The sequence below is a fragment of the Agrobacterium sp. DKPNP3 genome (genome assembly GCF_052686535.1).
On sequence record NZ_JBQYSN010000051.1, the window covers coordinates 1 to 14,094 of the forward strand.

Below are 14,094 nucleotides of genomic sequence, written 5' to 3' on the forward strand. Positions count from 1 at the left end.
CGAATCTGGTTGGGCTGACAGAGCGGATAGCCTTTCTGCGGCAGCTGGAGATCGAAGAAATGGACGGCCGTTCCGCCCTGAATTCCCGGGACGAGCTTAGCGCGTGACGGGCTGCTTCACGGCCATCGCCGCCGGACTGGCGGTAATCCCGAAACCTCCTCACTTTTTCCCGCTCCGTTGTCACGTAGGCCGTGCCTTTTGTCAGCAGCCATGTGGCCGCCACCAATCAGAACAGTTCCGGCTATCCGATGACCTTTGCGCTTTTGGCCAGCGGAGTGTATCGCCGGTTTATTCGCTAGTACGAAGCAGCAGATCATACCACAGACCTCCGCCTCGGGCCGAATTCGGGCCAAATCGCGAGATGCCAGGATGTACGCTCTCTCTGTTCGCCATCCTAAAGTCGGACAGTCTTCCAATGGCCTCTTTCAGACATTCCAGATAGGCCAGATGCTTGATATGGTTTGTTTATCAGCTGGCTCGCGGCCGAAGTTAATACCGGTGGACGGTTCGTATCTGTTCAAGGCGAAGTAGCGATAGAAACCTAAGGCTCGAAAAGAGCTGGCTCATTGGTAATCCGGGCGCGGTCTGGAGGAACTGATTCCTGTTTCAGCCGGGGCGCACGCGAGGGAAGGTCACCTCAACCCTTTAGCGGATGTGTGCAAGCGTCGCGCCCATTCGGCAATGGGTCGACGTCCCGACGGCCGGCGTCAGCGTGAACCACCTTGTCAGACGCGAACTCCGGGCGTCCCCAGGCATAGTCGAATACCGATGCCATGACCGTTCCCCAGTCGGGATGGAAGACGAGCCCGTCGTCACGAAGCGCAGTGCCTTGACCGGGTTCGTCGAAGGCGATGACATTGTAGCCGCGTGCAATCGCTGCCGCGCCGATCACGAACCACGCCTCTTCGTGCGCGGAGCGGATGGCGCAGCGGTAAAACGATACCGGCCGAGCTGAGCGCTGCCCTTTTCGTGGTGGTTGCCAGTTGGCCGAGCCAGACCCAGGGATCGTAGATCTGACCGACATGACGGGCCTCCTCGTTCGATGGACGCTCAGGCAACAGTGCACACACCCCCGGCACATTCGCCGTTCATCTGGGTATTGCGGGTGGCACGCTCGGCAGCGCGTCTCAGTGCCTCTTCAAAGACCTGCATGGGCTGGGCGCCGGAAATGACCTCTCCATCGATATTGAAGTTCGGGACACCGGAAACCTGCAACGCCTGCTCGATCTGCCGGATCTCGTCACTTTCCTCGTCGCTGGCGAGGAAAGCCGCGACACCGTCGCGATCAAGCCCCTGTTCGACTGCAATATCCGACAGCGTCGCACTATCACCGACATCCCGGCCATGCTCGAAATAGGCCGACAAGAGCGCATTGCCCAAGGCGTTCGCAAGCCCGAACCGCTCGGCAAAGCGCATCAGACGATGTGCCTGAAAGGTATTGGGGGTTTTCTCGATGGCATCGTAGTCGAACGCCACGTCATCGCCCTGCGCGGCGGCAACCGTTTGGGCATCCAGCATGCGGCTGCGCTCCCAGCTGCCAAATTTCATCGAGCGATAGATTTTGCGGTTCATGCCGTCAGCCGGCATAGAAGGGTTGAGCTCGAACGGCTGCCAGCGCAGATCTACGGATGGGCTTTCCGCAAGCTCCTCGATTGCCTTGAGAAGACGGCGCTCGCCGATCAGGCACCAGGGGCAGATGAAATCGGAAGTGATCGTAACGGGAATGGACATGATGTGTCTCCTTTCGAAGACCAACTTCGCTCTTTTCTATAAGCATGATAATCAGATAAATAATGAGATGTTCATTGCGTTGGGCGCAAAGGTGAAAGATGGATAGGTTCGCAGCATTGAATGCCTTCATAGTGGTGGTCGAGCATGGCGGGTTCGCTCCGGCAGCAAGGCGCCTGGGACAAGCCCCGTCATCACTGACCCGACAGCTGAACGCATTGGAGGAAAGCCTTGGTACGCTTTTGATGAACCGATCGACCCGTAGCGTGACGCTGACCGAGGCAGGGCAGCAATATTATGAGGAGGCCCGTCGCATTCTCGAGGATCTCGTGAACGCCGACCGGGCCGTCAGTGAATTATCCGGCCCTCCAAGCGGTCTGATCAAGGTAACAATGCCCATGGCTTTCGGCCGCTTGCATGTCGCACCGGCGCTCCCTGCTTTTCTGCGACAATACCCGCAGATCCGGCTCGACCTGCATCTAAACGATGCAGTAACCAATCTCGTTGAGGACCGGCTGGATATCGCAATTCGACTTGGCGCGCTTAGTTCGTCCAACTTGCTCGCACGCAAGCTGGCGCCGCATCGGCGGATTATCTGTGCCAGTCCAGACTATCTTGGTAAACATGGAACGCCGGGCGAACCGGGCGATCTGGCGCGCCACAACTGCCTGCTGTTCGACTACCAGACGACGGAACACAGCTGGACACTCGCTCGCGACGGCAAAAGGATGAAGGTTGCCGTAACGGGAAATCTGCGCGCCAACAATTCCGAGGTTCTGAGGGAAGCGGCAATAGGGGGCGCAGGCCTGATACTGATGCCGACGTGGCTGGTAGGTGCCGATATCGCCGCAGGCCGCCTGACGCCTTTGCTGGAGAACTGGACGCCATCGCCGGGCGCAGAGGAAGGCGCCATTTGGGCCGTTTACCAACCCAACCGCCGCGGCTCGCGAAAGGTGGCGAGCTTTCTTGATTTCCTCTCACAGCATTTCGGCTCTCGTCCCTATTGGGAAATCAAGCAGAATTAAAACGGCTCCTTATGCACAACTCCTGCTCGACCTTTGCGCCTGACGCAAAGGACATCCCAAAAATCTCCTGATTATCATCATCGGCGCCATAATGCAGTGTGTCCCAAACAACCAAGGAGGCTCACATGCAGACCACCACTTCTTCAAACTCGACCACTCGCAGGGCACTGATTATCGGCGGTTCGCTCGGCGGACTGTTTGCTGGCACCATGCTGCGCAGCATCGGATGGGACGTCGACATTTACGAACGCTCCGCGCATGATCTCGACAGCCGTGGCGGTGGTATCGTATTGCAGCCTGATGTCGTTGAAGTTTTCCGGCGCGCCGGCTTGAGGCTGAACCGGGACGAACTGGGTGTGCGATCCGGGTATCGGACAGTGTTCCGGCCAGACGGGTCAACCCAGTCCAAACAGTTTTTGCCGCAGACACAGACATCGTGGTCGCTGATCTATTCAACATTAAAAGAAGCGTTTGGCGACGCCCGCTACCATTCGGGAAAACGCCTTGCCGGAATCGAACAGAGTGCCGACGCGGGCAGCGTTACTGCGTTTTTCGAGGATGGGAGCGCTGAGATCGGCGATTTGCTGATCGGCGCCGATGGTGGCAATTCGACTGTGCGCTCGTTGATCTGGCCACAAGTGACGCCCAGCTACGCCGGGTATCTCGCTTGGCGCGGGCTTGTACCGGAAGACGATATGCCGCCCGCGGCGCTTGCTGAGCTGCATGGCGATTTTGGCTTCGCGAACAACAAGGGCTCGCATATCCTCGGTTATCTTGTACCGGGCGAAGGCAATGACATGCGGCCTGGCCACCGGTTCTATAACTGGGTCTGGTATCGGGTCGCCAATGATGATCAATTGCAGCAGATCATGACGGATAGCGACGGATTACAACGCGGTTATTCCATCCCGGAAGGAAAACTCTCTGACGGCTGGATTAAACATCTGCGTGCAGATGCCGCAAATCTCTTGCCTCCGCCGTTTCGCGAAATCGTTGAAGCAACCAAACAACCTTTCGCGCAGGCGATCCGCGATCTCGCTTCTGACGAGATGGTCAAAGGCCGCGTCCTAATTTTAGGCGACGCCGCCTCGATACCCCGACCGCACACAGCTGCCAGCACGTCGAAAGCCGCAGCGAATGCGATCGCGCTTGCCGATGAACTCGACACCACGCCAAATGATATCAGCGCCGCGCTGACCCAGTGGGAACTGCCACAGGTCATGTATGGCAAATATCTCGAAAAGCAGGGCACCGAAGTTGGCAATCATCTGCTTTTTCACTCCCTTCTCGGTTCAGCGGTCAGCTGAATAATGAAGAATTCTTTGGGACTTGCTGTCTTGAGGAAATGAATGTCACACCAAAAACAACCGCATTGACCTGCTGCTCGCGAGTCGGGCTTCGGATCGACACTCATCATGCAGAGTGCCAAAGGAATGGGGGGTGACGCTGTGATGACGATCTGCCCAGAGGGCGTCACGTGGATGGTGAGCCTCCCTTACGCTTACGGTAGGAAGGAAAGTCTGCCCGTGCAGGCGCCGGATGCAACGCCCGAGGGTTTGCGGGTATCCGCCGGTGATCTTAGGGGGAAACGCGTCCTAGTCGTCGAGGACGTACCATTGACCGGACTGGACATCGTCGCAGCGCTAGAAGAAGTCGGTGAAACCGTCACAGGACCGGCAGCTACCGTCGACGAAGCTTGCTCTCTGATCGAACGCGGATCGTTCGACGCGGCGCCTGTCGACGCCAACCTTCATGGGCAGCCTGTTGGTCGAGTCGCTGAGAACTTGGCGCAACGGGGCGTGCCGCTCGCATTTGCGACGGGATATGTCCGCGACGGCCTCCCGCAAGGGTTTAAGGACATCCTTATCCTTCGCAAGCCGAGCAGCTCAGAGCAAATCATTAGTATTGTGGCACGGCTGCTTCCATCACGTAAGGGACCTCGGCCCGGATTGCCTCGCTAATTTAGCGCGAGGTGCTATCGCCGACTTATCTAGGGCGCCTGCGTAAGCGCATCTATTGACGTCGTAGCGGTGAACAACAGACCGTCGGGACGGAACTCAATCTCGGCCTTGCCACTAAGGCTCGCGCCGAGCATTTGAATAAGCTTCGTGCCAAAGCCTCGCTGTTTCGGTTGCACGACAGTTGGTCCGCCCGCTTCACGCCATCGGAATTCGAATTTTTCTCCATCAACGCTCCAATCGATGTCGACGCGGCCCTCCGCTACGGAGAGCGCGCCATACTTCACAGCATTCGTCGCAAGCTCGTGCAGTGCGAGCGAAAGGCTGGTGTTCGACTGATGCGAGACGTGTAGGTGAGGTCCGTTAAACGCAATACGGCCCGTCTCGTTGAATGGCGCCATTGCCTGCTGGACTATCTCACGTAAGGCAAGCGTATCAAACTCCCGCCCGCGCAGGACGTCTGCGGAACGAGATAACGCCGCAAGACGCTCCGATATCGTCGATCTAATACTCTCGATCGGCTTGTCTGCACGCAGCGACTGATTGACAATCGACTGTGTAGTCGCCAGCATGTTCTTCATGCGGCGACCCATTTCCTGAGCCATCATCGCGCGATAGGCTTCTAACCGCTTTCGTTCGGTCGTGTCGATTGAGACGCCGCTCATCTGCAAAGGCCGTCCATCCTCGTCGAATTTCGTCTCCGCCCGGACCTCTATCCAAGCCAGGCTGCCGTCCGGCTTGATGATCTTGTACTCGACGTGAAGGTTGCCATCAGACCCTAGGGCGAAAGCGACGGTTTGCTGCCATCTCTCCAAATCATCGGGATGAACTGAAGCTCGCAAATCGTCGTAGGAAAAATTTTCGGCAGGCTCGCGGCCGAAGTTCGCCTTGCAGATCGGCGAACAGACCAGTCGGCCCTCCTGGACGTCCAGCGTCCATACTCCGAGGCCGCCCGCCTTCAACGTAAAGTTCAGCCTCTCCTCGCTTGCCGTCAAATCGGCGATCCGACGTTGCAGCGTCGCTTCTAGCTCCTGCTGTTCCGGGCGCGACGGCGCCGTCCGCTCGAGGGTCGCATCATACTGGGAGGCGGAGAAGTAAGTCAGCTCTTCGCCGTCGAAGACCGGCGAGATCAGCAGTCTGTTCCAAAACAGCGAGCCGTCCTTACGATAGTTCAGAAGATCGATCTCGATGGGGCACTTCTCTGCGATCGCCTGCCGGATCTTGTCGACGTCGTTCGTATTCGTCCCTGGTCCTTGGAGGAACCGGCAGTTCCGGCCTAGCGCCTCTTCGCGACTGTAACCAGTCAAGGAAGCAAATGCTTCATTGACAAAGACTATCGGATTGTCGGGCTGGCGCGGATCGGTGATGATCATCGGCATCCTCGACGATCGCATTGCTGCAGCGAAAAGGTCAGAGCCTGAGCTGGTCTGGTTGATCTCGCGATCGATCGGGCGTTCTTCGGTGCTGTCCATTCAAAGGCTAATATACACCTTTTGTTCTGTTGTCACCTGGATGGCTTGAAGCGGCCAATCAGTATGATTGACCGACGTTTTGTTTCAGCGGTTTTGGCTTTTGGGCATCCAAGAACAACTCAATCATCAGAATAAGAACGACTTAGAGGCTGAAACGTTTCTATAAATCCGGCGCTTCCATCCGACGGGCGAGTTTCCCTGGATCGAAACGAGACTTAGATTCACTGCGGGGGCCGGTCGGCGACACCGCAAAATTTGATTAAGGCTGGAAGTGGCGACGGGCTCAGATTTCCAACGTCAGCTTCTGTCCCGAATTTTCACCAACACTCTCAAAACAGCCCAAAGTAGATTTGCGAATAAATGGTGGAACCGAATATCTCCACCTGCCACGCAAGTCGCCGGTTCGACATGGTTCAAGGCGGATATGTATGAACGGATAGGTCATGGGTCCGTAAAATCAGTTTCACGTCTTGAAACTCTGGTCGAAGCGATTTGCGATCGGTCTGTTGGAAACTCGTCGCTGCGATAGCTGATTAACATCGTGAATAGGTCGTTGCGCAGAATTTTCTGAGGGTCGAGCGTGGCGAGGATCTGCTCGGTTAATATGTTCTGCACGGCAGAAAGCGATTGAACGGATTCGCCTTCGGCGATTACCACCACGTTGACAGTGTCCGGGTCGGTCTTCTCGTCCTGCGAAAAAACCTCGTAAATCTGGTTTGGTTCGGCAAGAGCTACTCTGAAGCTAATGAGGCGGGACTGCGTCATCAAATGGTACAACTCTGTCTCGAGTGCGCGCACCGATGCTTGCGCTTTGCCTCGATCTACGGAGTAAGCCTGAACGTTCGCGGCTCCACCAACTCCTTTTCCTCCAGTTGCCGCGATCTTGCCTGGAATTCTAAGGACCTTTGAGAAATTTCGACGCATCTTGAGCGACCAGGGGGTGGGGTTGCGTACGAGGTCGATATAAGCGGGGTGTTCAATCACGCTAATATCCTCAAGATCGTAGAGCGTGAAATAGGTTTCGACTTGGCTGGCCGACACGTAACGGCGTGCGGCCTCCATACCTGGTACGGTCAAACGCTCGGGCACGTGCTCGAACGTGTGCCATGATGCGTACTCTTCGGCGAGGTCTGCCGGATAGTCGTTCCAGAGCGCGAGAATGGCTGCGGCCATCAAATTTCTCCCATACGTAAAATCACTTTGGAGGCGACATGGTCATGCGCAGCCTGAAAGCCGATAAGAGCGTCGGTTAGTGGCAGGGTGTGGGAAATCAGTTGCCGCATCAAATCCTGATGGCCATCAAGAAAGGCGATGACGCCGTCCCAATCCGCTGCAGGGGCTCGATAGGATCCACGTATTTGCTGGTGCATGCGCACAAGTGTTGTAAGATCGATTTCGGCGGGTCTGGGATGGATGCCGACGACGGTGAAAATTCCGCGCTTCTTAAGAAATGGCAAGGTAGCGGCGACCAGCGTTGGCACACCTGCCGCTTCGATGATCGCATCGAACGGAGCAAATTTGGAAAGCTCGGTTTCCATGTCGACATCGCTCGTATCGATCAGATGCTGAAAACCAGCAGCGGCGAGGTTTTTGAGACGCGGCCCATCATCGCGCCCCATGATGACGACTTTCGCGCCGCGCGAGCGCGCCAGGATTGCTATACCCTGGCCGATGAAGCCCGGCCCAATGACGAGTATGGTCTGACCTGCCGCAACCTCGGTCGTCGCGACGGCCTCTGCGCAGACAGTCATCGGTTCTGTTAGCGCAGCGATATCCATATCGAGACTGTCCGGCAGCATGTGACAATTGCTGTAGGGAACGCAGACATAGGAGGTGAAGGCACCGTTTCGGCCAATGCCAACGCCCTTGCGTGAAGTGCAATTATCTTCGTCGTCTTTCAGGCAGGCCTCGCAATGGCCGCATGTTGTAGAGGGTCGGGCGGTGACACGGGTTCCGATGACGTCAGCTGGGACGTTTTTTCCGACTTGTTCTATCGTGCCTGAAAATTCGTGGCCGAGCGTGACGGGCATGGCACTTTCCATCGACTCGTAGCCCGGCGTCCAGTGAGCGATATGCAGGTCGGTCCCGCAGATGCCAGCGAAATGCACACAGATCAACACCTCGCCAGCAGCAATGTTTTCAGGCTTGGCTATCATATTGAAGTGCACGCCACTGCCGGGCCGGACTTTTTGCAATGCCAGCATATTCAATCTCCATTGATAAGGTGCAGGTATTAGCCGCGCCAGCTTAAAAAGCGCTTCTCGACCAGTCCGATTGCGAAGTTCACGATCAGGCCCATGACAGAGAGGATCGTGACACCGGCAAACAGCTTTTCGAGATCATAGAGCGAGCCTGCCTCGAGAATGTAGGAGCCGACACCATATTGGGCACCAAGCATTTCGGCCGCGACGAGGAGGATAATGGCAATCGAGATCGACACCCGTAGGCCCGACAGGATGGCAGGGAACGCACCGGGCAGGACAATCTTGCGAACGATCGACCACCAGCTTAGCCCGAAACTCTGGCCCATACGGATCAGGGTGCGATCGACATTGTCGACGGCGCCGTAAGTCGCGACCACGGTTGGCGTGAATGTGCCGAAAGCAATCAGGGCGTATTTCGACGTCTCATCGATGCCGAACCAGATCACGAATAGCGGCAGAAGCGCAATCTTCGGGATTGGAAACAGCGCCGCGACCAGCGGCACCAGCCCTGCGCGAACGTAGCTGAAAAGGCCGATCATCACGCCGACCGATATACCAACAGCGATGCCAATGAATGCGCCGATGAACAGCCGCTGAAGCGATGGCAGGAGGTGTTTCCAAAGCAATCCAGTCTGCCAAAGCTGCACGAATGTATCAAGGACGGCGGAGGGCCTCGGCAGTGTCAGGTTGGAAATAAAACCGCTGCGCGTTCCAATCTCAGCAAGAGCGATCAGGACGATGAACACCGCAATGCCCATGCCGCGCACTGGGATCGGCGCAAAGCCGCCGCCACGAAATGCGACAGGGCGCACAGGCGCAGTTCTCGTTTCCGTCCTGTTGTCGCCGGATGCTCCAGCGGGGTTTGCAAGTGTGGTGATGTTAGACATTGACCAACTCCTTGTCGGCAGCCATGGCCTCTTCGCGCATCAGGTCCCAAAGCTGCTTCTGCTTGTCTTCCAGCACGGGATCGCCAAGGTGGCGTGCGGACAGAGGGATATCGATATCGACGATTTCGCGAATCAGGCCTGGGCGACGGGAAAGAACGACAACGCGGTGGCCAAGCCGAACCGCTTCGTTGAGATTGTGGGTGACGTAGACGGATGTGAAAGGCTGCCGTGTCCACAGAGCGACAAGATCATCCATCAAAAGTTCGCGCGTCTGGCTGTCGAGGGCCGAAAGCGGCTCGTCCATCAGCATCAGCGCGGGGCGCACTGCCAGTGCCCGGCTGATCGCGACACGCTGGCGCATGCCGCCGGAAAGTTGCTTGGGAAGTGCCGTGCGGAAATCCGTCAGGCGGGTCCGGTCAAGAACGTCTGAGACGATCTCGTCCATTTCCCGCCGACTGAGATTGTGATCTTCGAGCACAAGGCGAATATTGCCTTCGACTGTGCGCCAGGGCAGCAGGGCGAAATGCTGGAAGACGTAGGTGAGGGGATTGAGGGAGCCGGGTGGAGGATTCCCGATCTGCAGCACCTCGCCTGAACTTGGTCTTTCAAGGCCGCCGAGAAAACGAAGCAAGGTCGATTTGCCACAACCGGATGGCCCGATCAGACAGATGATCTGCCCTTGAGGGATATCGAGTGAGATATCTTTCAGAACCTCTACGGCTCCGTAGGAATGGCTGATGTTTTTCAGCTTCAGATCCATGGTTCCTCCATGCGAAGGCCGTGAGGCCTCCGCAAAAATAGCTGGCTGATCAAATGGTTTTTACGAAGGACGTGTCGAACAGCTGTTCGTTCGTAATTGCGTCCTTGACCATGCCTTCTGCCTTGAACCATTCAAGCTGCTCGACACAGCTGCCAAGCGACAGTGCCAATCCCGCATTGATGCGCATGGCGCCGTCGATCAGATTCTGTTTGGCAGCGTCGAACGGGCTATCGCTCTCGACATATTTGTGGACGATTTTCGCCAGAGCGTCGCGTTCGGCATCGTCCGCCTTGTTGTCTACGAAGGCGGCATTGTAATCGTCAATAGCGCGCGAATAGGCTTTGACGAACGCTGCCGTCATCTCGCGTTCACTGGCCGCATTCTTGGTCGAGGTGAAGGCGGTAGTGACCTGATAATCCGGCGCGTAATCAGATACCAGACCGATCTGCTTGGCGGCACCCTCGCGGATCATCTTCTTGGCGACATTCGGCTGGATCGCCCACGCATCGATCTGACCTGTGGTCAGGGCTCCGACGATGGCGCCCAACTTCTGCAATGGGCGCAGTTGGATATCAGAAAGCTTAATCTTGTTAGCAACGGCAATCTTGTGGGCCATAAAGTGGAATGACGAGCCAGCGGTCGTGATGCCGAAGCTTTTGCCGGACAGCTTGGACGGGTCGGTCAGACCGGCCTCATAGGCTTTGTTGGATGCCAGAATGATCGCGCCGGTGACACCCTTCTCCTCAGTCAGCGCGCCGCCGATAACCTTAATGGCGTCCTTCTGTGCGAGGCTGATAAGACCACCGCTCATCGAGGTCACGCCGAAGTCGGCATCGCCGGACGCAATTGCCACGGCCATAGGCTGGGCGGCCTCAAAGAACTTCAGCTCGATATCGAGACCGGCGTCCTTGTAGTAGCCGCGCTCAAAAGCAATGAAGCTTGGCGCGTGGCTGGCAAGGTGCAGCACTGCAAGATTTCGGGTTGCTGCGCGGGCAGGCAGACCGAAAGCAGCGGCGCTGCCAAGTGCGCCCATGCCGATAAGTGCCTGACGGCGGCTCAAAAATACATTCATTCCGATTCTCCTCCCAAAGATGGCTGTCCGAGACGCCATCCGCTTTTACTGCCACCGGCTGAAGAGGAAGACAACGAACAATGATTATGCCTCCCATGCCCTTAAGGCATGCAGGTGGTTATTTGCAATCAGGCGAGCGGCGGCAGGTCGGCCAATCTGCGAGACAGAATTTCAGTGAGTTTACGCAGATTGGCGGAATGCGACCGGCGGCGGTTCCATAGAACCGATATCGAGAATTGTGGGGCATTTTCGATGGGCCGAACGACGAGGTTGCTGCCAACGGGTCCGAGCGTGGTGACGTAGTCAACCAGCACGATGCCCATTGCTTCATTCGCCAGCGCCAGTGCGGTGTCGGAAAAACGGGCGACAGCGCGCGTATTGACCTTCAATTTTTCGCGACTGAGAAATCGATCGACAACTGTCTGATGAGCGCCGCCCGGGGCGAAGGCTATGAAATCCATATCCGCCAGATCGGCCGCTCGTATGACAGACGACATTGCAAGGCTATGATCCTTATGAATGACCGCGACGAGATCGACCCGCCCCACATGCTCGACAGCAATGAGCGGATGATCTGGCGAGGCGATCGTCACCACCGCTTCTCCGCGTCCGGTAATCAGGTATTCCTCGATCTGGTCTACCGGAAGCACGTCGAAGAAAAGCTCGATACCGGGCACCTCGACGGACAATGTTCTTAGAGCCTGTGGCACGAGCGCGCGCGCGACACTGGCTGTCGATCCAACCCGGAATACAGCCGTTTCACCGCGTGCGATGCGGCCTATCTGGGTGCCGACGCCGGTCAGTTGCCGTATCAGCGGGTCGATCTCGGCATAAATCTCAAGTGCTTCAGATGTAGGGACAAGACCGTTGCGGTCGCGTGTGAAAAGCGCGATGCCAAGCAGGTCTTCGATTCGACGGATCGTACGGCTTAGCGCTGGTTGAGAGACATTGAGAACCTTTGAGGCACCAGTGATGGAGCGCGCCTGCATGACCGCATGGAAGACTTCCATTTGGCGAAGGCTGAGGAGACCGTCATCAGGCCGTTGGGCCATCGAAGTTTCATCATTGTCCTGGGACATCGATCGCCTTTTCAAGAAATGGCAAGAGCTCTTCGAGCATTTCGCTGGCGGCGGTCTCCGGCAGCAGATGGCCACCACCAATGCCCTTTCCTTGTACCTTGGGTGCCCAGTCTGCCCATATATCGAGTGGTTCGCGACCGCCGCCATAGAGCCTGTCTTTCTCCCAGAATAAAAGGACAGGTACCTGGATTTTGCGGTCTGACATGCGATCCGCAAGATCGTCAGTTTCGTCTGTCGTGGCACCAGCCCGATAATCCTCACACATGGCGTGGCGAACATCGGGATTGTCGAATGCGAGCCTGTAGTCTTCCAGCGCCAGCGGATTGATCTGTTCAATATTCTCAGCCATTTTGCCGAGCGTGAGATCGACGAGAAAACGCGGATCCGCGGACATCAGTGTTTCAGGCAGTGGCGCGGGCTGGGCCATCATGAACCAGTGCCATGCTCCCATGCCGAAGGCTTTGCTGGCACCTTCCCACATTTCCGGTGTGGGCACGACGGTGACCGAGACGAGTGCCGTGACCGTTTCTGGAAAATCAAGTGCCATGCGATAGGCAACCCGGCCCCCACGGTCGTGACCAACGACAGCATACCGCCGATGTCCTAGCGCCAGCATCATTTCTCTCAGGCTTTTCGCCATGCGACGTTTAGAACCCATTCCTTGCGAGTTGCCGGTGACGCGGCTTTCACCATAGCCCGGCAGGTCTGGAACAACGACGGTATAGGTCTTAGCAAGTACCGGCGCGAACCGGTGCCATGCCGAGCGGGTTTCTGGATAGCCGTGCAAAAGCAGGATCACGGGACCGTTGCCGGCTGTCAGAACGGCGAAATTGATGTCGGGCGTTTCGATGCGGTATTCTTCAAACCCCGGAAACAGCTCGTTAGCGCGTCTATACATCGATTGGCTGTCCCATTTGAGCGTTTGTGGTCACTGCGGCTATGTCCCTCAGCGCCTCGATCAGTCTGTCTACGCCTTTCTGTCGCGGGCGAAGATGGCAGATATGGACGTAGGCGGAAACGCTGACGCTGTTTTCGATCGGTATTGCCACGAGCCCGTTTGCTTCGCAATCGATAGCGGAAAATGCGTCGAGTATGGTGATGCCAATGCGTTCTGTGACAAATGACAGTGCGGCCTCAACAAAATGCACATAGACCGCCGTGTTCCTCGATACGCCCCAGCGCCGAAAGGTTTCATCAATCAGAAGACCGTGCGTGGTGGTGGTTGCAAAAGAGATCAGCGGTTCACCGGCAAGCGCCAGCGGCGTTACGGATTTGTAGCCAGCAAGAGCGTGATCATTGGGGACGACACAGACGAGACCGGCGCTGGCTATTTTCGCCGTTTCGATTACAGGATCGTTGACCTCTGCAATCGTTGCAACACAGGCACCTTGGCCGAACAGCAGGTAGTCGCGAACATCGCGCTGGGATAGTGAGTCACTGTAGTAGGTGCCCGCAGCCCCTTCCAGTTGCAGGCGTTTCAATGCCTTCGGCACCAACCGCATGCCAAGACTTGGCGTCGAGCCAAACCGAAAGACAGAGGCGTCGCCACGGACAATCGAGTAGATGACATCAGACAGCATTTCGGATTGCTGGTGGACGCGCTCGACCTCGGCAAAGATCAGTTCCGCTTCCTGAGTCGGCACCAGTCGGCCGGAAATGCGCGCAAACAGCGCTATACCAAGCTGGTCTTCGAGACGCTTGATGGCAATCGAGAGGCTCGGCTGGGAAACGCCGAGGTGACGGGCTGCTGCCGTCAACGAATGCGTCGCCATGATCGTTCGGAAAATTTCGATCTGCCGTTCTCTGAGTTTCGGATTTGGCATCCGTGCTCGCATTCTTCCTATAAATCCAACTTATAGCATGGGTTGAAAGGTATATTGGCGTCAATAGGTATTGGTCCCATATCGTC

At 56.8% G+C, this 14,094-nt stretch carries 13 protein-coding genes; 2 read left to right on the plus strand and 11 right to left on the minus strand.

The genetic code is table 11. From position 1 onward, the window contains the following. Positions 1-637 precede the first annotated feature (637 nt). Both ACUTJJ_RS14875 and ACUTJJ_RS14880 read right to left on the minus strand, forming a co-directional pair. On the minus strand, positions 638-1,024 hold the full coding sequence (locus ACUTJJ_RS14875) for a hypothetical protein (RefSeq protein WP_445542642.1): 387 nt from the start codon (positions 1,022-1,024) through the stop codon (positions 638-640). A gap of 26 nt (positions 1,025-1,050) precedes the next feature. Continuing rightward, positions 1,051-1,731 carry a DsbA family oxidoreductase gene (locus ACUTJJ_RS14880; protein WP_445542643.1) on the minus strand — a complete coding sequence of 227 codons (681 nt, stop codon included), beginning with the start codon at positions 1,729-1,731 and terminating at the stop codon, positions 1,051-1,053. Positions 1,732-1,829: 98 nt separating this feature from the next. Between ACUTJJ_RS14880 and ACUTJJ_RS14885 the strand changes: the two genes are divergently transcribed. Together ACUTJJ_RS14885 and ACUTJJ_RS14890 are read left to right on the plus strand one after the other, a co-directional pair. Continuing rightward, positions 1,830-2,753 carry a LysR substrate-binding domain-containing protein gene (locus tag ACUTJJ_RS14885; RefSeq protein WP_445542644.1) on the plus strand — a complete coding sequence of 308 codons (924 nt, stop codon included), beginning with the start codon at positions 1,830-1,832 and terminating at the stop codon, positions 2,751-2,753. Between the two features lie 125 nt (positions 2,754-2,878). Next, positions 2,879-4,060 (plus strand): FAD binding domain-containing protein, encoded by a 1,182-nt coding sequence (locus tag ACUTJJ_RS14890; RefSeq protein WP_445542645.1) that lies wholly within the window; start codon positions 2,879-2,881, stop codon positions 4,058-4,060. Between the two features lie 683 nt (positions 4,061-4,743). Here the strand turns inward: ACUTJJ_RS14890 and ACUTJJ_RS14895 are convergent. The 9 genes from ACUTJJ_RS14895 to ACUTJJ_RS14935 all read right to left on the minus strand — a co-directional run bounded on the left by ACUTJJ_RS14895 (position 4,744) and on the right by ACUTJJ_RS14935 (position 14,008). Continuing rightward, positions 4,744-6,183: a PAS domain-containing protein gene (locus ACUTJJ_RS14895; protein ID WP_445542646.1), complete on the minus strand. Its 1,440-nt coding sequence runs from the start codon at positions 6,181-6,183 to the stop codon at positions 4,744-4,746. Positions 6,184-6,624: 441 nt separating this feature from the next. After that, positions 6,625-7,356, minus strand: a complete 732-nt coding sequence (locus ACUTJJ_RS14900; RefSeq protein ID WP_445542647.1) for a hypothetical protein — start codon at positions 7,354-7,356, stop codon at positions 6,625-6,627. Further along, the gene (locus tag ACUTJJ_RS14905; RefSeq protein ID WP_445542648.1) at positions 7,356-8,387 is read right to left on the minus strand and encodes a zinc-dependent alcohol dehydrogenase; all 1,032 of its coding nucleotides are present in this window, start codon (positions 8,385-8,387) and stop codon (positions 7,356-7,358) included. Before ACUTJJ_RS14905 ends, ACUTJJ_RS14900 begins: the two co-directional genes overlap by 1 nt. 29 nt (positions 8,388-8,416) lie before the next feature. Beyond that, positions 8,417-9,145, minus strand: coding sequence for an ABC transporter permease (locus tag ACUTJJ_RS14910; protein WP_445542670.1), 729 nt, complete (start codon positions 9,143-9,145; stop codon positions 8,417-8,419). A gap of 121 nt (positions 9,146-9,266) precedes the next feature. Then, entirely contained in the window at positions 9,267-10,034 is a 768-nt protein-coding gene (locus tag ACUTJJ_RS14915; protein WP_445542649.1) for an ABC transporter ATP-binding protein, read from the minus strand. Positions 10,035-10,083: 49 nt separating this feature from the next. Continuing rightward, entirely contained in the window at positions 10,084-11,106 is a 1,023-nt protein-coding gene (locus tag ACUTJJ_RS14920; protein ID WP_445542650.1) for an ABC transporter substrate-binding protein, read from the minus strand. A 128-nt stretch (positions 11,107-11,234) separates the two neighbouring features. Next, positions 11,235-12,158 carry a LysR family transcriptional regulator gene (locus ACUTJJ_RS14925; protein WP_445542651.1) on the minus strand — a complete coding sequence of 308 codons (924 nt, stop codon included), beginning with the start codon at positions 12,156-12,158 and terminating at the stop codon, positions 11,235-11,237. 10 nt (positions 12,159-12,168) lie between these two features. Further along, on the minus strand, positions 12,169-13,083 hold the full coding sequence (locus ACUTJJ_RS14930; RefSeq protein ID WP_445542652.1) for an alpha/beta fold hydrolase: 915 nt from the start codon (positions 13,081-13,083) through the stop codon (positions 12,169-12,171). Next, the gene (locus ACUTJJ_RS14935) at positions 13,076-14,008 is read right to left on the minus strand and encodes a LysR substrate-binding domain-containing protein (protein ID WP_445542653.1); all 933 of its coding nucleotides are present in this window, start codon (positions 14,006-14,008) and stop codon (positions 13,076-13,078) included. The genes ACUTJJ_RS14930 and ACUTJJ_RS14935 overlap by 8 nt, the downstream gene beginning before the upstream one ends. Between the last annotated feature and the right edge of the window lie 86 nt (positions 14,009-14,094).